Source organism: Marinobacter sp. V34 (assembly GCF_055524115.1).
Window position 1 is genome coordinate 113,439 of record NZ_JBUPZY010000010.1, and the last position, 16,640, is coordinate 130,078.

At 56.5% G+C, this 16,640-nt stretch carries 14 protein-coding genes; 12 read left to right on the forward strand and 2 right to left on the reverse strand.

Annotated elements, in window-relative coordinates; genetic code table 11:
* Positions 1–17: 17 nt before the first annotated feature.
* Both AC0B60_RS16280 and ggt read right to left on the reverse strand, forming a co-directional pair.
* On the reverse strand, positions 18–266 hold the full coding sequence (locus AC0B60_RS16280) for a thiamine-binding protein (RefSeq protein ID WP_465086962.1): 249 nt from the start codon (positions 264–266) through the stop codon (positions 18–20).
* 25 nt (positions 267–291) lie between these two features.
* The gene (ggt, locus tag AC0B60_RS16285) at positions 292–1,989 is read right to left on the reverse strand and encodes a gamma-glutamyltransferase (protein WP_465087069.1); all 1,698 of its coding nucleotides are present in this window, start codon (positions 1,987–1,989) and stop codon (positions 292–294) included.
* A 174-nt stretch (positions 1,990–2,163) separates the two neighbouring features.
* Between ggt and purU the strand changes: the two genes are divergently transcribed.
* The 12 genes from purU to pyrF all read left to right on the forward strand — a co-directional run bounded on the left by purU (position 2,164) and on the right by pyrF (position 16,557).
* Positions 2,164–3,018 (forward strand): formyltetrahydrofolate deformylase, encoded by an 855-nt coding sequence (purU, locus tag AC0B60_RS16290; protein ID WP_465086963.1) that lies wholly within the window; start codon positions 2,164–2,166, stop codon positions 3,016–3,018.
* 127 nt (positions 3,019–3,145) lie between these two features.
* Complete coding sequence (gene gyrA / locus AC0B60_RS16295) at positions 3,146–5,782, forward strand: DNA gyrase subunit A (protein ID WP_465086964.1); 2,637 nt, start codon at positions 3,146–3,148, stop codon at positions 5,780–5,782.
* Positions 5,766–6,848 (forward strand): 3-phosphoserine/phosphohydroxythreonine transaminase, encoded by a 1,083-nt coding sequence (gene serC, locus AC0B60_RS16300; protein WP_465086966.1) that lies wholly within the window; start codon positions 5,766–5,768, stop codon positions 6,846–6,848. Before gyrA ends, serC begins: the two co-directional genes overlap by 17 nt.
* Before the next feature lie 2 nt (positions 6,849–6,850).
* On the forward strand, positions 6,851–7,948 hold the full coding sequence (gene pheA, locus AC0B60_RS16305; protein WP_465086967.1) for a prephenate dehydratase: 1,098 nt from the start codon (positions 6,851–6,853) through the stop codon (positions 7,946–7,948).
* A 29-nt stretch (positions 7,949–7,977) separates the two neighbouring features.
* The gene (gene hisC / locus AC0B60_RS16310; protein ID WP_465086968.1) at positions 7,978–9,105 is read left to right on the forward strand and encodes a histidinol-phosphate transaminase; all 1,128 of its coding nucleotides are present in this window, start codon (positions 7,978–7,980) and stop codon (positions 9,103–9,105) included.
* Position 9,106: 1 nt separating this feature from the next.
* On the forward strand, positions 9,107–11,335 hold the full coding sequence (locus tag AC0B60_RS16315; protein WP_465086970.1) for a bifunctional prephenate dehydrogenase/3-phosphoshikimate 1-carboxyvinyltransferase: 2,229 nt from the start codon (positions 9,107–9,109) through the stop codon (positions 11,333–11,335).
* Positions 11,335–12,015, forward strand: coding sequence for a (d)CMP kinase (gene cmk / locus AC0B60_RS16320; RefSeq protein WP_465086973.1), 681 nt, complete (start codon positions 11,335–11,337; stop codon positions 12,013–12,015). Before AC0B60_RS16315 ends, cmk begins: the two co-directional genes overlap by 1 nt.
* A gap of 131 nt (positions 12,016–12,146) precedes the next feature.
* Positions 12,147–13,841, forward strand: a complete 1,695-nt coding sequence (gene rpsA, locus AC0B60_RS16325) for a 30S ribosomal protein S1 (RefSeq protein WP_465086974.1) — start codon at positions 12,147–12,149, stop codon at positions 13,839–13,841.
* A 132-nt stretch (positions 13,842–13,973) separates the two neighbouring features.
* Positions 13,974–14,270, forward strand: coding sequence for an integration host factor subunit beta (locus AC0B60_RS16330; RefSeq protein ID WP_007154691.1), 297 nt, complete (start codon positions 13,974–13,976; stop codon positions 14,268–14,270).
* A gap of 71 nt (positions 14,271–14,341) precedes the next feature.
* Entirely contained in the window at positions 14,342–14,644 is a 303-nt protein-coding gene (locus tag AC0B60_RS16335) for a LapA family protein (protein ID WP_007154690.1), read from the forward strand.
* The gene (lapB, locus tag AC0B60_RS16340; protein ID WP_465086975.1) at positions 14,644–15,813 is read left to right on the forward strand and encodes a lipopolysaccharide assembly protein LapB; all 1,170 of its coding nucleotides are present in this window, start codon (positions 14,644–14,646) and stop codon (positions 15,811–15,813) included. Before AC0B60_RS16335 ends, lapB begins: the two co-directional genes overlap by 1 nt.
* Positions 15,814–15,846: 33 nt before the next feature.
* Positions 15,847–16,557, forward strand: coding sequence for an orotidine-5'-phosphate decarboxylase (gene pyrF / locus AC0B60_RS16345; protein ID WP_465086977.1), 711 nt, complete (start codon positions 15,847–15,849; stop codon positions 16,555–16,557).
* Positions 16,558–16,640: the final 83 nt, after the last annotated feature.

Genomic DNA, 16,640 nt, shown 5'->3' on the forward strand with positions numbered 1-16,640 from the left:
TCTGGCGCCAAAATGCCCTAGCGTGGCCTGCGGTCGCCTTCCATGATCTTGGCTACAAACACCGCCTTCCCGTACTCTTCGAACGACCATTTCATGGTGTCTGAGAGCACACGCATTACCTCATCGTACTCACCGAACATTTCAGTGCTCATACGGCCCGGATAGATCTCCAGGCCTGTTTTTTCAAGCCGTTCAATAAGGGCGCGAATGGGCGGCTTGTAATCATCGGAAAGTGGGTAGCAACTCAGTTGAACGGATAAGAACATAAAACCTCCCGGGGCTGTGTGCCCCTCAGTAGCCCATGGCTGAGGATGTGCTGCGGCGCGGATCTGCGCCACCATAGAGGGTCCCCTCAGTATCTATCAGTATGCTCTGGATGGCGCCCATGGCTCTGCCCGTCACCACATTGTGGCCCTTTTCTTTCAGCAGCCGCACGGTATCCGGGCTGATGCCCTGTTCGATGCGGATCTCGTCTGGCAGCCATTGGTGGTGAATCCTTGGGGCGCTTACCGCAGACTGAATGTTCATGCCATGGTCAATCACATTCAGCAGTACCTGCAAGGTTGTAGTGATAATTCGGGACCCACCGGGGCTTCCCGTAACCATATAATTACGACCATCACGCCTGACAATGGTCGGAGACATGGAGCTCAGCATGCGTTTACGGGGCTCCACTTTATTAGCTTCGCCGCCGATCAGTCCGTAGGCGTTGGGTTCGCCGGGTTTCGCGCTGAAGTCATCCATTTCGTTGTTCAGAAGGAATCCTGCACCGGCCACCGTGATGCCCGAGCCATAGCTGAAATTGATGGTGTACGTATTGGAAACCGCATTGCCCCAGCGGTCGACAACGGAGAAGTGGGTGGTTTCCGGGCTTTCATAGGCGCCTGGATTGCCGGCCTGGATCTCGGAGGACGGTCGTGCTTTGTGTGGATCGATGTCGTGTCGCAGCCGTTCTGCATAGGACTTGCTGGTGAGTCCGTTCAGTGGCACTTCCACAAAATCCGTATCGCCGAGAAACTGCGCCCGGTCGGCATAGGCGTATTTCATGGCCTCTGCCATGTGGTGAATGCTGGCGGCGGAATTGTGGCCCAAGTCGCCGAGCGGGTAGCCTTCAAGAATGTTAAGAATCTGCACGATATGAGTGCCACCGGAAGAGGGCGGCGACATGGAATAGATGTCGTGGCCCCGGTAGGTGCCATGAACCGGCTGGCGAATCCGGGGCTGGTAGTTTTTCAGATCCTGCAGGGTGATCAGCCCGTCGTGACGTTCCATTTCGTCTACGATGAGTTGCGCGGTTTTGCCCTGATAGAAGCCATCGATGCCTTGATCGGCAATGCGCTGAAGGGTATTGGCGAGTTCCGGTTGCCGAAATCGCTCGCCTGGTTGCCACGCAGAGCCATCCTCTTTATAGAAGGTTGCGAGAGTCGCCGGCCAGCGCTGCAGTCGTTCCCGAGCCTGTTCCAGGCCTTCGGTGAAGCGGGCAGGTACAATAAAGCCTTCCCGTGCCAGTTTGATCGCCGGAGCCAGGGCCTGTTCCAGTGATAGCGTACCGTGGCGCTCAAGGGCCATCGCAAGGCCGGCAACGGTGCCGGGTACGCCGGATGCCTTGTGGGTGAAACGGCTGCGATTCTGGACCACGTTGCCATCGTCGTCCTGGAACATGGTTTCGGTGGCGGCGGCCGGCGCTTTCTCCCGATAGTCGATGGCCTCAACCGCTTCGCCGTTGCCCGGAGCGTAGAGCATAAAGCCGCCGCCCCCGATGTTGCCGGAACGCGGCTGGGTGACCGCCAGGGCGAATCCGGCGGTAACGGCGGCATCCATCGCATTGCCGCCGTTTTTCAGCACGTTCAGTGCGACTTCGGTTGCCAGGGTGTGGCTGGTGGCCACCATGCCGTTCCTCGCCTGCACCGGGTGGTGGCGCTCTCCCTCTATAATGGCGTCTGCACCCGCCGGTTGCAGAGGTAAGAGCAGAGTCACGGCGATCATCATTCTCGCGGCCAGTGAGCGGCCCGCGAAGGCATTTCGGGTACGTACCTGTAGGGGGAGTCTATCCATGTTTCTGTGCCTCGTTTCTGGTGCTCAGATAAGCTATCATAGCCGGTCATTTTTGAGGGTGTGAACCTGCGCGCCCACGATCCCGGATCAGATTAAGGAAAGGCTTCCATGGAGCATACCTATCGTCTTGTGATTTCCTGCCCGGATCGGGTGGGGATCGTTGCCAAGGTCAGTAACTTTCTGTCGACCTATAATGGCTGGATTACTGAGGCGAGCCACCACTCCGACACCCAGACCGGGTGGTTCTTCATGCGGCATGAGATCAAGGCCAACTCGATTCCGTTCGGACTGGACCAGTTTCGTACGGCTTTTGAGCCGATTGCGCGCGAGTTCGATATGAACTGGCACATCGCTGATTCGGCCCAGCCCAAGAAAGTCATCCTGATGTGCAGCAAGGAATCCCACTGCGTGGCGGATCTGCTCCATCGCTGGCATAGCCGTGAGATCAATGCCGAAATTGTGGCGGTTATTTCTAACCATGAAGACCTCCGGCGAATGGTGGAGTGGCACGAGATACCCTACCACCATATTCCAGTGAAACAGAACAATCGCGACGAGGCTTTCGGTGAAGTGGATGGTCTGATAGAAGGCTACGAAGCCGATGTAGTGGTTCTCGCCCGGTATATGCAAATTCTGCCGGGCAGCCTCTGCGAGAAGTACCCAGGCAAGGTGATCAATATTCATCACAGCTTCCTGCCATCGTTTGCAGGCGCCCGCCCATACCATCAGGCCTATAGCCGGGGTGTGAAGTTGATTGGTGCCACCTGCCATTACGTGACTCAGGATCTGGACGAAGGCCCCATTATCGAGCAGGACGTGGTCCGCATCAGCCACAGTGATTCCATTGAAGACATGGTTCGGCTGGGTAAGGATGTGGAGAAAAACGTGCTGTCACGGGGCTTGCGGGCACACATTGAAGACCGTGTGATTACCTACGAAAACAAGACTGTGGTTTTTGACTGACGGCCACGGCCATATCCCCCGCTAAGGGGTTGAATGTGGTAGTATTGGCCGCTTGTTAAAGAATAACTATGGGGTGCTCTGAAGGGCCCTGAAACGACTTCCAGCAAATGCAAAGGAACCTTTCTCGATGGGTGAGTTAGCCAAAGAGATCCTGCCGGTAAATATTGAAGACGAGCTCAAACAGTCCTATCTCGATTACGCCATGAGCGTCATCGTCGGGCGGGCACTTCCAGACGTGCGCGACGGCCTTAAGCCGGTGCATCGCCGCGTGTTGTTCGCCATGTCCGAACTCAACAACGACTGGAACAAGGCCTACAAAAAATCCGCCCGTGTGGTGGGTGACGTCATCGGTAAGTACCACCCCCATGGTGACTCGGCGGTATACGACACCATTGTTCGTATGGCCCAGCCTTTTTCCCTGCGCTACCCGCTGGTGGATGGTCAGGGTAACTTCGGCTCCATCGACGGCGACAACGCGGCTGCCATGCGTTATACCGAAATTCGCATGGAGAAGATTGCCCACTCGCTGCTGGCGGATCTGGAAAAGGAAACCGTGGATTTCGTGGCCAACTATGATGGCACCGAACAGATTCCGGACGTGCTGCCCACTCGAATCCCCAACCTGCTGGTAAACGGTTCCTCCGGTATTGCTGTGGGTATGGCCACCAATATTCCGCCCCATAACCTGACGGAAATTGTGAATGGCTGCCTGGCGCTGATTGATAATCCGGATATGACCATCGACGATCTGATGGAGCACATTCCGGGGCCGGACTTTCCCACCCAGGGCATCATTAATGGTCGCGCCGGCATTGTTGAGGCCTACCGTACCGGTCGTGGGCGCATCTACATCCGCGCACGCCATGAAATCGAGCACGACAAGAAAACCAACCGCGACGCCATCATTATTACCGAGCTGCCATACCAGCTGAACAAGGCCCGGCTGATCGAGAAAATCGCGGAACTGGTTAAAGAGAAGCGCCTCGAAGGCATCTCCGAACTGCGCGATGAGTCCAACAAGGAAGGTATCCGGGTAGTGATTGAGCTGCGTCGCGGTGAAAACCCGGACGTGGTCATCAATAACCTCTTTGCCCACACCCAGTTGCAGACGGTTTTCGGCATCAACATGGTCGCCCTGATCAACGGCGAGCCGAAAATCCTGAACCTCAAGGAAATGCTGGACGCGTTTGTCCGGCATCGTCGCGAAGTGGTTACCCGCCGTACCATTTACGAACTGCGTAAAGCCCGCGAGCGTGGCCATATCCTGGAAGGCCTCACGGTTGCACTGGCGAACATTGATGAAATTATCGCGCTGATCAAGGCATCTCCCGCGGCGGCCGAGGCGAAAGAGAAGCTGATGGCCCAGGGTTGGTCGCCAGGTGACGTTCTGGCGATGCTCGAGCGGGCAGGTGACGATGCCTGCCGCCCCGACGATCTGCCGGAGATCTTTGGCCTGCGCAACGGCCTTTATCACCTGTCTCCAGAACAGGCCCAGGCGATCCTGGACCTGCGCCTGCACCGCCTGACCGGTCTTGAGACCGAAAAGCTGCAGAACGAGTACAAGGACATTCTCGAGAAGATTGCTGACCTGCTGGAAATTTTGGGCGATCCGGACCGCCTGATGCAGGTTATTCGTGAAGAACTGGAAGCGGTAGTGAGCGAGTTTGGCGATACCCGTCTGACCGAAATCACCAGCTCCAAGCGTGACCTTACCATCGCCGATCTGATCGACGAAGAAGATTTGGTGGTAACCATCTCTCACGGTGGTTATGCCAAGACTCAGGCCGTCGAAGATTATCAGGCCCAGCGCCGTGGTGGTCGTGGCAAGGCCGCCACGTCCATGAAAGACGAAGATTTTGTCGAGAAGCTGCTGGTTGCGAACTCCCACGACACCATCCTGTGCTTCTCCAACCGGGGCAAGGTGTACTGGTTGCGGGTGTTCGAGATTCCCCGTGCCAGCCGTGCGTCCCGTGGTCGCCCGATGGTCAACATCCTGCCGCTGGAAGAAGGGGAGCGTATTACCACCTTCCTGCCGGTTCGTGACTATCCGGAAGACCAGTACGTGCTGATGGCCACCTCGGCTGGTGTGGTCAAGAAGACGCCGTTGCCGAATTTCTCCCGTCCCCGCAGCAATGGCCTGATTGCGCTGTCGCTGGACGAAGGCGATACCTTGATTGGTACGGCCATTACCAAAGGCGACGCGGAAGTGATGCTGTTCTCCTCAGCAGGCAAGGCCGTTCGTTTCAACGAGGAAGCGGTACGCCCGATGAGCCGTACGGCCCGTGGTGTGCGTGGTATCAAGATGCCGGAAGGGCATCATGTGGTATCGCTGATTATTCCACAGGCAGACGCCGTGTTGCTGACCGCCAGTGAGAACGGTTACGGAAAACGCACCACCTTCGATGAGTTCCCGACCTACAGCCGGGGCAGCCAGGGTGTTATCGCCATGCAGTGCTCAGAGCGTAACGGTAACCTGGTTACCGCGCTGCAGTTGTTTGAGGGCGATGAAATAATGCTGATCTCGGACAAAGGCACGCTTGTGCGGACCCGCACCGATGAAGTATCGGTTCTCAGCCGTAACACCCAGGGTGTTCGTCTGATCAAGCTGAGCCAGGAGGATGAGCGACTGGTAGGCGTTGAACGTATCGCAGAAACCGATGCGGAAGACGTTGATGGCGATGGCGTCGAGGGTGAAAGTGTCGAGGGCGAAAGCGTCGAAGGTGGTAGCGTTGATGGTGGTGAGGACAATGACCAGGGCGTATAACTTCTGTGCAGGTCCGGCAGCCTTGCCGGAACCCGTGCTGCAACAGGCACGGGAAGAAATGCTGGATTGGCGCGGCACTGGCATGTCCGTGATGGAGATGAGCCATCGCAGTGACGAGTTCGTGGAAATTGCTGAAACGGCCGAGAAAGACCTTCGGGAATTGGCCGGCGTTTCAGATGATTACGCCGTACTCTTCATGCAGGGTGGCGCTTCCAGCCAGTTTTCGACCATACCGCTGAACCTGCTGGGTGATAAGGCGTCTGCGGACTACGTGAACACGGGTATCTGGTCGAAGAAAGCCATCGCCGAGGCCAGTCGTTATGGCCGGGTCAATGTAGTGGCAAGCAGCGAGTCGAGTGGGTTTGCCAGTATTCCCGATCAGAATGCCTGGGCTACCAATGCCGACGCGGCTTACCTGCATTACACGCCCAACGAGACCATTGGTGGTCTGGAGTTCGATTTCGTACCAGAGAGTGGTTCTGTGCCGTTGGTGGCGGATATGTCGTCTACCATGTTGTCACGCCCACTGGATGTCTCGAAGTTCGGCCTCATCTATGCGGGCGCCCAGAAGAACATCGGTCCATCCGGCCTGGTGGTCGTGATTATTCGCAAGGATCTGCTGGGCAAAGCGCTCAAGATCACGCCGACGATGATGAACTATCAGGTGATTGCGGATAATGGCTCCATGTACAACACGCCCGCCACGTACTCCTGGTACTTGGCAGGCCTGGTGTTCAAATGGCTGAAAGAGCAGGGCGGTGTTACCGCCATGGGTGAGATCAATCGTCGTAAAGCCGGCAAGCTGTATGGCTTTATCGATGAGAATGATTTCTACGCCAACCCGATATCCCCGCGCTTCCGTTCCTGGATGAACATTCCTTTTACCTTGGCGGACGACACGCTCAACAGTGCTTTCCTGAAAGGTGCGAACGAAAGGGGGTTGCTGAATCTCAAGGGCCATCGCTCCGTGGGTGGCATGCGGGCCAGCGTCTATAACGCCATGCCAGAAGCAGGCGTTGATGCGTTGATTGACTATATGACCGTATTTGCGAAGGAGCAGGGCTGATCATGAGTGATGAGCAGGCCCGTCTCGGGCAGTTGAGGGACGAGATTGATCGCGTGGATCAGGAGATCATGGACCTGATCAGCAAGCGCGCGGAATGTGCTCAGGAGGTGGCTCGCGTCAAAACGGAAGCCAATCCGGGTGAGGACGTTTTCTTCTACCGTCCGGAACGCGAAGCCCAGGTATTGCGGCGTATAAAGGAGAGCAATCCCGGCCCGCTTTCCGGTGAGGAAATGGCCCGATTGTTCCGGGAGATTATGTCTGCTTGCCTGGCATTGGAAAAGCCGATGCACATCGCTTTTCTGGGGCCGATTGGTACGTTCACCCAGGCAGCGGCTCTCAAGCATTTTGGGCACTCTGTGGTCAGTGTTCCGCTGCCAGCCATTGATGCGGTGTTCCGTGAAGTGGAGTCCGGCTCGGCCCACTATGGCGTGGTTCCGGTGGAGAACTCCACGGAAGGTATGATTAACCATACCCTTGATATGTTTATGTCTTCGCCACTGAAGATCTGCGGCGAAGTCCAGTTGCGGATACATCACCACCTGATGGTATCGCCAAAGCACCAGGGGCAGGACATTGTCCGTATCTATTCCCATCAGCAGTCATTCGCCCAATGCCGGCAGTGGCTGGATACCCATCGCTACGGTATCGAGCGGGTCACGGTCAGTAGTAATGCCGAAGCCGCGAGGCGGGCAGCGGAAGAGCCGGGCACGGCCGCGATCGCGGGAGACATGGCAGCGGAACTCTACGGCCTGGAAATGCTGGCGACCAGTATCGAAGACCGACCGGACAACACCACCCGTTTCCTGATCATCGGCCGTGAGGAAGTGCCGGCCAGTGGCAACGATAAGTCGTCCATTCTGGTGTCCATGCGGAACAAGCCTGGCGCTTTGTATCAATTGCTTGAGCCGTTCCACAAACATGGTCTGAGCCTGACCCGTATCGAAACCCGCCCATCGCCCAGTGGCACCTGGGCGTATGTGTTCTATATCGACTTTGAGGGTCATGTAGAGGACAGCCAGGTGAGCAAAGTGCTTTCCGAGATCGATGAAGAGGCGGTTGAACTCAAGCGGCTTGGGTCCTACCCGATTGGGGTGCTGTAAAGACGCGTGAATTACCGAAGAAGGGTTTAATGTCGATGGATTATCAGAGTCTGGCCGTTAAAGGTGTGCAGGCGCTATCTCCCTACCAGCCGGGCAAGCCCATTGATGAGCTGGCCAGGGAGTTGGGCCTGAAGCCCGAAAATATCATTAAGCTGGCCAGCAACGAAAACCCGCTGGGGCCCAGTCCGAAGGCGCTGGCTGCGGTGAAGGGCGCGTTGAACGAGCTTTGCCGCTACCCCGATGGCAATGGGTTTGATCTCAAGCAGGCATTGTCGGCCCGATACGGCGTGGCGCCCGCTCAGATTACCCTTGGCAACGGTTCCAACGATGTTCTGGAAGTGATCACGCGGTGCTTTGCAGATGCCTCCTCGGAAGTCGTGTTCTCCCAGTATGCATTTGCGGTATACCCACTGGTTACCCAGGCGATAGGCGCCAAAGGCGTGTCTGTGCCCGCCAGGGACTACGGCCATGACCTTGATGCCATGGTGGCAGCGATAACGGATCGTACCGCGCTGGTTTTCGTGGCCAACCCCAATAACCCCACGGGCACGGTTCATGGTGCCGAGGCGATCGAGGCGTTTCTGGCTCGAATTCCTTCCAGAGTTTTGGTGGTTCTGGATGAAGCCTACTGCGAATACCTGCAGGGCGAGGGTTATGTGGATGGTTTGTCTTTGCTCAGGCGCTATCCGAATCTGATTGTTACCAGGACATTTTCCAAGGCCTGGGGGCTGGCATCGCTGCGAGCCGGATACAGCGTGAGCTCTCCTGATATTGCCAATGTTCTCAATAGAGTGCGACAGCCTTTTAATGTGGATTCTCTGGCATTGGCGGCGGCAACGGCTGCTCTGGAAGACGAGGATTACCTGCGGCGCTCCTGCGAAGTGAATGCGGCTGGGATGAAGCAACTTGAGTCCGCTTTCAACGAAATGGGGCTTGAATACATCCCGTCCGCCGGCAATTTTATTGCCGTGGATGTAGGCGATCGGGCGGCTGAAATCAATCAGTCGCTCCTGGAGCAGGGCGTAATTGTAAGGCCGATTGGGGGCTACGGCTTACCCAGACATCTGCGGGTGTCGATCGGTTTGCCCGAAGAAAATACACGGTTCATCGATTCTTTGGCCCGTGCATTGGGTACATCCACCGGGCGGGGAGCGTAACGTGCCCGACGTTCAGCCTCTGTTCCAGCGTGTTGCCGTCATTGGCCTTGGCCTGATCGGTGGTTCTCTGGCCAGGGCGATCCGTGATAATGGACTCGCTGTTACCGTTGTGGGCGCTGACAGGCGCGCGGACGAATTGGCGCTTGGCACGGAGTTGGGCATTATTGATGAAGCGGCCGGGTCGGTTGCTGAGGCGGTGGCTGGCAGTGATCTCGTGGTGTTGGCGGTGCCTGTCAAGGCAACGCGGGCAGTGCTGGCGGAAATCAGGCCGCATCTTGGCGAAAACACAGTGTTGACCGACGTCGGTAGCACTAAGACCAGCTTCGTCAACGATGTGCGTGAGGTGTTTGGCGAGTTGCCCGCGAAAGTGATACCTGGCCACCCCATCGCCGGTTCGGAAAAAAGCGGCATCCGCGCGGCCAACCCTGAACTGTTTACCAATCACAAGGTAATACTTACGCCAGCGGAGAACGTTGGTCAGCCCGACCTGGAGAAGCTCAGGGCATTGTGGGAAGGCTGTGGTGCGACGGTGCTGACCATGTCAGTGGCCTATCACGATGAGGTGCTGGCGGCCACCAGTCATCTTCCACATCTTATCGCCTTCTCACTGGTGGATACCCTGGCAGGCGAGGATGAAAATCTGGATATTTTCCGCTACGCAGCAGGCGGCTTCCGGGACTTCACCCGCATCGCCGCGAGCGACCCGGTGATGTGGCATGACATTTTTCTTTCCAATCGGGATGCGGTGCTGCGGGTCATTGATCATTTTACCCACGATCTGGACCAGCTTCGTACCGCCATCGCCGATCAGGACAGTGCAACCCTGCTGCGGGTTTTCAGTCGCGCCAAGGCGGCGCGGGAACATTTTTCAAAGATGCTTTCAGGACAGGCTTACGTGACAAACAACAGTCAGAAACAGGTAACGTTCCGTCTTCAACCCGGCGGCCGGATTTCCGGCGAGATACGCGTGCCGGGCGATAAATCCATTTCCCACCGATCCATCATGCTGGGTGCTCTTGCCGACGGCACCACGGAAGTGAAAGGCTTCCTTGAAGGGGAGGATAGCCTGGCAACCCTGCAGGCGTTCCGCGACATGGGGGTGACCATTGAAGGGCCGGACGCGGGGTTTGTCCGTATCCACGGCGTTGGTATTAATGGTCTCCAGGCGCCGCGGGGCCCTCTGTATCTGGGCAATTCCGGTACCGCCATGCGCCTGTTCTCGGGCTTGTTGGCAGCGCAGCCGTTTGACTCCGAGCTCACCGGCGACGAAAGCCTGTCCAAGCGTCCTATGGGGCGTGTGGCGGATCCGCTGCGAGCAATGGGTGCGGTGATTGACACTGCCGAAGGCGGGCGACCGCCTTTGAAAATCCGGGGTGGGCACGCGCTAACCGGCATTCATTATGAAATGCCGGTGGCCAGTGCCCAGGTTAAATCCTGTCTGTTGCTCGCTGGTCTTTATGCCGAAGGCGTAACGTCCGTTACTGAGCCAGCACCCACCCGGGATCACACTGAGCGCATGCTGGAAGGCTTTGGTTATCACGTCCATCGCGACACTGCGACGGCCAGTGTGACCGGTGGCGGGCGACTGACCGCTACGGCCATCGATGTGCCAGCGGATATTTCCTCGTCCGCATTTTTCCTGGTCGCGGCGAGTATCGCGCCGGATTCTGATCTTACTATCCGCCACGTTGGTATGAACCCGACGCGAGTTGGTGTGATTAATATCCTGCGAATGATGGGTGCCAATATCGAAGTGTTGGAAGAGCGGGTTATTGGTGGCGAACCGGTGGCGGATCTGCGTGTTCGCTCCGCCGAACTCAAGGGTATCGACATCCCTGAAGACCAGGTGCCCCTGGCAATCGACGAATTTCCCGTACTGTTTATCGCGGCCGTGTGCGCCGAGGGTAGGACGGTTCTGCGCGGCGCTGAGGAGCTTCGCGTCAAGGAAAGCGATCGCATCCAGGTGATGGCGGATGGCCTGACCGCGCTCGGAGTGGAAACCACCGTAACTCCAGACGGTATTATCATTGACGGTGGCCAAACGATGACCGCTGGAACCGTGAATAGCCACGGAGACCACCGCATTGCCATGGCGTTCTCTGTCGCCTCTCTGCGGGCTGAAGGGAATATTGAGGTAACCGATTGTGCCAATGTGTCTACTTCCTTCCCGGGCTTTGTGGAGCTGGCGAAGCAGACCGGCATCAATATTGCCGCCGAAGGGGCTGAATGATGGCTGAAAGCAAGGCTCCGGTTATTACCGTGGACGGCCCGGGCGGTTCCGGTAAAGGCACCATTACCCAGATGCTTGCCCGCCGGCTCGGATGGCACCTGCTGGACAGTGGTGCGCTTTATCGCTTAACCGCGCTGGCTGCGGAGCGACAAGGCGTGCGCCTGGACGACGAACCGTCACTGGTACAAGTTGCCGCCAGCCTCGATGTGGCGTTTGAGCCAACTCCGCCAGGTGAGCCGGCAAAGGTGCTGATGGCTGGTGTCGACGTCACCGCAGATATACGTACAGAAACCTGTGGCGACAATGCCTCGAAGGTAGCTGTCATGCAGCCAGTACGCGACGCGCTGTTGCAGCGTCAGCGCGACTTCCAGAAGGCTCCCGGGCTGGTTGCGGACGGACGTGACATGGGAACGGTGGTGTTTCCGGACGCGCCGGTGAAGATCTTCCTGACAGCCAGTGCCGAAGAGCGTGCGCAAAGACGCTACAGCCAGTTGAAGGACGCAGGGGTCGATGTTAACATTGACGCCCTTTTAGAGGAGATACGGGTGCGCGATGAGCGGGATATGAACCGCGCCGCCGCCCCGCTCAAACCTGCAGTCGATGCGCAAGTCATTGATTCGACGGGGTTGAGTATAGAAGAGGTGCTAGTCAGGGTTATGGCCGCAGCAGGCCAGGCCTGACGACACCTTTTTGTTGTTGAAATTCCGGATTCGGCGTTATCGGCCAGCCACTGGCTGGATTCGGATTGAAACTAACAGACCGTGTTGCTGGTAGCACGGAGTAAACTTGCGTTGATCACATAGGACACATAATGAGCGAGAGCTTTGCGGATCTTTTTGAAGAAAGCCTAAAAGAAATTGACATGCAACCAGGTTCCATCGTTCAGGGAACCGTAGTTGATGTTGATAGCGACTGGGTCACTGTTAACGCCGGACTGAAGTCCGAAGGCGTTATCCCCGCCTCCCAGTTCCTCAACGAAAAAGGCGAGTTGGAAGTTGCTATCGGCGACGTTGTTGACGTAGCTCTCGATGCTGTTGAAGACGGCTTCGGTGAAACCCGTCTGTCCCGTGAGAAAGCCAAGCGTGCCGAAGCCTGGAAGGTACTTGAGAAGTCCTTCGAAGCGGAAGAGGTTGTTAAGGGTATTATTAACGGTAAAGTCAAGGGTGGTTTCACCGTCGATCTGGCTGGTATCCGCGCCTTCCTGCCTGGTTCTCTGGTAGATGTTCGTCCGGTTCGCGATACCGCGCACCTGGAGAACAAGGAACTCGAATTCAAGGTTATCAAGCTCGACCAGAAGCGTAACAACGTGGTTGTTTCTCGCCGCGCCGTTCTGGAAGCTGAAAACAGTGCCGAGCGTGAAGCTCTGCTCGAAACCCTGACCGAAGGTCTGGAAATCAAGGGTATCGTCAAGAACCTGACCGACTACGGCGCGTTCGTAGATCTGGGCGGTGTTGACGGCCTGCTGCACATTACCGATATGGCCTGGAAGCGCATCAAGCATCCGAGCGAAATCGTCAATGTCGGCGACGAGATCAACGTCAAGGTTCTGAAGTTTGACCGTGAGCGCAATCGCGTATCACTGGGTCTGAAGCAGCTGGGCGAAGATCCCTGGGTAGATATCAAGGGTCGTTATCCGGAAGGCACCAAGGTTACTGCGCGTGTAACCAACCTGACCGATTACGGCTGCTTCGCTGAGCTGGAAGAAGGCGTTGAAGGTCTGGTTCACGTGTCCGAAATGGACTGGACCAACAAGAACATCCATCCGTCCAAAGTCGTTCAGGTTGGCGACGAAGTGGGCGTGATGATTCTGGATATCGACGAAGAGCGTCGTCGTATTTCCCTGGGTATCAAGCAGTGTGTTGCTAACCCGTGGGAAGATTTCTCCAGCAAGTTCAACAAAGGCGACCGTATCTCCGGCAAGATCAAGTCAATCACTGACTTCGGTATCTTCATCGGCCTGGACGGTGGTATCGATGGTCTGGTTCACCTGTCAGACATCAGCTGGAACGAGACAGGCGAAGAAGCCGTCCGTGAATACAAGAAAGGCGACGAAGTTGAAACCGTTATCCTGTCTGTTGATCCCGAGCGTGAGCGCATCTCCCTGGGTATCAAACAGCTGGAAAGCGATCCGTTCGCCGAGTTTGTTCAGCTGAACGACAAGGGTTCCATCGTGAAGGGCACGGTTTCTGCGGTTGACGCAAAAGCCGCCACCATCACCCTGAACGACGAAGTCGAAGCTGTTCTGAAAGCCTCTGAAATCAGCCGTGATCGTGTTGAAGACGCACGCAACGCACTGAACGAAGGCGACGAAGTCGAAGCGAAGATCATCAGCATCGACCGCAAGAACCGCGTCATCAACCTGTCTGTGAAGTCCAAGGACGTTGAAGACGACAAGCAGGCGCTGGAAGGTGTTCGCGCCAAAACGGCTGAATCTTCCTCTGGTGCGACCACCATCGGTGATCTCATCAAGGAGCAGATGCAGCAGCAAAACGCCAACAAGGAATAACATTTCCGGTTGGTATGAAAAAAACGGGCTCTAAGAGCCCGTTTTTTTTGTGTTTTTTTCTGGTTTGGCTAAACTAGGAGCAAGGAGCTGGTAACCGGCTATCCGATAATAATGTGAAGAGGGATGAGCCCAATGACGAAATCTGAACTGGTAGAGCTGATTGCGTCCAAGCAGACGCAGCTTTCAGTGAAAGATGTGGAACTGGCTGTGAAAACGATTATTGAACACATGTCCCAATCACTGGCGGATGGCCAGCGAATCGAGATCCGGGGTTTTGGTAGTTTTTCATTACACCATCGCGCCGCCAGAACCGGGCGAAACCCGAAAACTGGCGAAGCTGTGCAATTACCAGCCAAATTTGTTCCGCACTTCAAGCCAGGCAAGGAGTTGCGTGAGCAGGTAAACGATAGCCTTAAAAAGGGCTTCTGATTACCCTCTTGGGGAAAGACGTTAACCAGGTCCTGAGATAAACAACCAGGTCCGTGTGGAGCATTGCGACTATGGCCGGATTTCAGAAGGTCCTTCTCATTCTGCTGGTATTGTTTCTGGTTCTGGTAGCACTTGTTTTCTCCCTGAATAATCAGATGGCAGTCTCCCTCAATTTCCTGCTCTTTGAGACTCAGCCTCACGGTGTTGCCGTCTGGATTATTCTGTCTTTTGTGATCGGCGCTTTGATCGGAGTTCTGATTACCATGCTTGCAACCGTTCGCACATCGGTTTCCCGTCGTAACCTCGAAAAACGACTTGCTCGTACCGAGCAGGCATTGGAGAAATCCAGGGCCCAGAACGACCGGACGCTTTAATGGATATAGTGCTTCAATGGCTGCTGTTAACAGTTGCGGTGGCCGCTGGCTGGTTTGTGGGGCGGATGGGCAGCACCAGGGAGCGCTCCAAGACGCCCATCTCCGATGAGGAGTCCGTCAAGGATCGTCTTCAGTTCCTGTTCACCAACTATTCTGATCAGGCAGTTGAGAACTTCGTTCAGTCCCTGGCTGTGAACAGGGACACGGTAGGTCTACACCTCTCTATCGGCGCTCATTTTCGCCACAAGGGCGAAACCGACCGTGCCATCCTGATTCATCAGAACCTCCTCGCCCGTCCGGAACTGCCGCCGCGCTACTCTCAACAAGTTACCTACGAGCTGGCCATTGACTACCTGAATGCGGGTCTTCTGGACCGAGCTGAAGCGTTACTTCATCAACTGATGGGTGACAGGGAGTACGGCCGCAAGTCTTCATTGCAACTGATTGAGCTGTATCAGCAGGAAAAAGAGTGGGGTAAGGCGGGGCAGGTCGCCCGAACCTTGACGACGGGCGACCACGATGCCCGCATGTACAAAATGCTGGCCTATATAACCTGCGAGCAGGCTGAGGATGCCCTCAAGCACGACGACCGCTGGATGGCGCAAAAGCTGTCCAAGGAAGCACTGGAGTACGATCGTTCCTGTGTCCGGGCCACGTTTATCATGATGAAGCTGCTCATTCGCCAGGGCAGCTACCGGGACGCGGCCAGCCAAAGCCTGAAAGTCTTCGATCAAAATCCTGAGTTCGGCTCTGAGGCGGTGGACCGGCTGATGAAGCTTGAACGCGAGCATGGCGACGTTGGGCGTCTGGTTAAAAAGCTTGGCAAGTTCTACGAAGCCTGGCCGAGTACGAGCTTGCTGCTGGCGCTGGTTGAAGCCGTAGAGCGCACGTCTGGCCGTATGGCCGCAATCGAATTACTGCGCCGGGAGCTGGAGGTTCGCCCCAGCGTCCGCGGTCTGCTTCGCCTGGTGGAACTGGCGGGCTATGAAAAAGGCATGACGACGGACGAGGGCCGCCTGGTCAGCCGCATCGGCCACCTGATACTCGCCAATCGTCCGGTATACCGATGTGTAAACTGCGGTTTTTCCGGTCAGCAATTGCATTGGCTGTGCCCCAGCTGTAAGCAGTGGGAAACCGTTCGCCCAATCCAGGGCGTGGAAGCTGAGTAACCCGAAAATACGACATTCTGCAGGAACCTGACCGTGCAAACCCCCGATAATCCCCAAATCATCGTTGCCCTGGATTTCCCCTCTGACCAGCCTGCATTGGCTCTGGTTGATCAGCTGGACCCCACGAAATGTCGCCTTAAAGTCGGCAAGGAATTATTTACCCGTTCAGGGCCGACTCTGGTTCGTGACTTGCAGAGCCGCGGCTTCGATGTCTTCCTGGATTTGAAGTTTCATGACATCCCGAACACAACGTCTGCAGCCGTAGCGGCCGCCGCAGACCTGGGTGTCTGGATGGTGAACGTACATGCCTCCGGCGGCGGGAAAATGATGACCGCCTGTCGAGACCGTCTGGACAGTTTTGGCAAGGATCGGCCACTGCTGATTGCTGTCACTGTGCTAACCAGCATGGGGCCGGAGGATCTTGCCGGTATTGGCATCACGGATTCCCCGGAAGCCCAGGTATCCCGCCTGGCAACCCTGACCCGCAACTGCGGCCTGGACGGCGTCGTCTGCTCCGCTCAGGAAGCGCCTGCGCTGAAAGCGGAGCAAGGCAAGGATTTCAAACTGGTCACCCCAGGCATTCGTCCGCTGTCTGCCGACAAGGGCGACCAGCAACGCATCATGACGCCTACAGATGCCCTCAAAGCCGGTTCCGACTACCTGGTCATCGGTCGCCCGATTACGCAGGCCGCTGATCCTCTGGCTGCGTTGGAGGCAATTCACTCTGAGGTGGTTGGCCTTTAACTTTGGTTCTTGGTCTGATTCTGTTCTAGTCTGATGGTGTGGTGCTTCGGTACGGTGGGGCCTCCCTCTCGAAAACCGCTACG

Bases quoted from the DNA above. Each gene is read 5' to 3' on its own strand.
- AC0B60_RS16280 (WP_465086962.1), bottom strand. From the start codon at position 266: ATGTTCTTATCCGTTCAACTGAGTTGCTACCCACTTTCCGATGATTAC.
- ggt (WP_465087069.1), bottom strand. From the start codon at position 1,989: ATGATGATCGCCGTGACTCTGCTCTTACCTCTGCAACCGGCGGGTGCA.
- purU (WP_465086963.1), top strand. From the start codon at position 2,164: ATGGAGCATACCTATCGTCTTGTGATTTCCTGCCCGGATCGGGTGGGG.
- gyrA (WP_465086964.1), top strand. From the start codon at position 3,146: ATGGGTGAGTTAGCCAAAGAGATCCTGCCGGTAAATATTGAAGACGAG.
- serC (WP_465086966.1), top strand. From the start codon at position 5,766: ATGACCAGGGCGTATAACTTCTGTGCAGGTCCGGCAGCCTTGCCGGAA.
- pheA (WP_465086967.1), top strand. From the start codon at position 6,851: ATGAGTGATGAGCAGGCCCGTCTCGGGCAGTTGAGGGACGAGATTGAT.
- hisC (WP_465086968.1), top strand. From the start codon at position 7,978: ATGTCGATGGATTATCAGAGTCTGGCCGTTAAAGGTGTGCAGGCGCTA.
- cmk (WP_465086973.1), top strand. From the start codon at position 11,335: ATGGCTGAAAGCAAGGCTCCGGTTATTACCGTGGACGGCCCGGGCGGT.
- rpsA (WP_465086974.1), top strand. From the start codon at position 12,147: ATGAGCGAGAGCTTTGCGGATCTTTTTGAAGAAAGCCTAAAAGAAATT.
- AC0B60_RS16330 (WP_007154691.1), top strand. From the start codon at position 13,974: ATGACGAAATCTGAACTGGTAGAGCTGATTGCGTCCAAGCAGACGCAG.
- AC0B60_RS16335 (WP_007154690.1), top strand. From the start codon at position 14,342: ATGGCCGGATTTCAGAAGGTCCTTCTCATTCTGCTGGTATTGTTTCTG.
- lapB (WP_465086975.1), top strand. From the start codon at position 14,644: ATGGATATAGTGCTTCAATGGCTGCTGTTAACAGTTGCGGTGGCCGCT.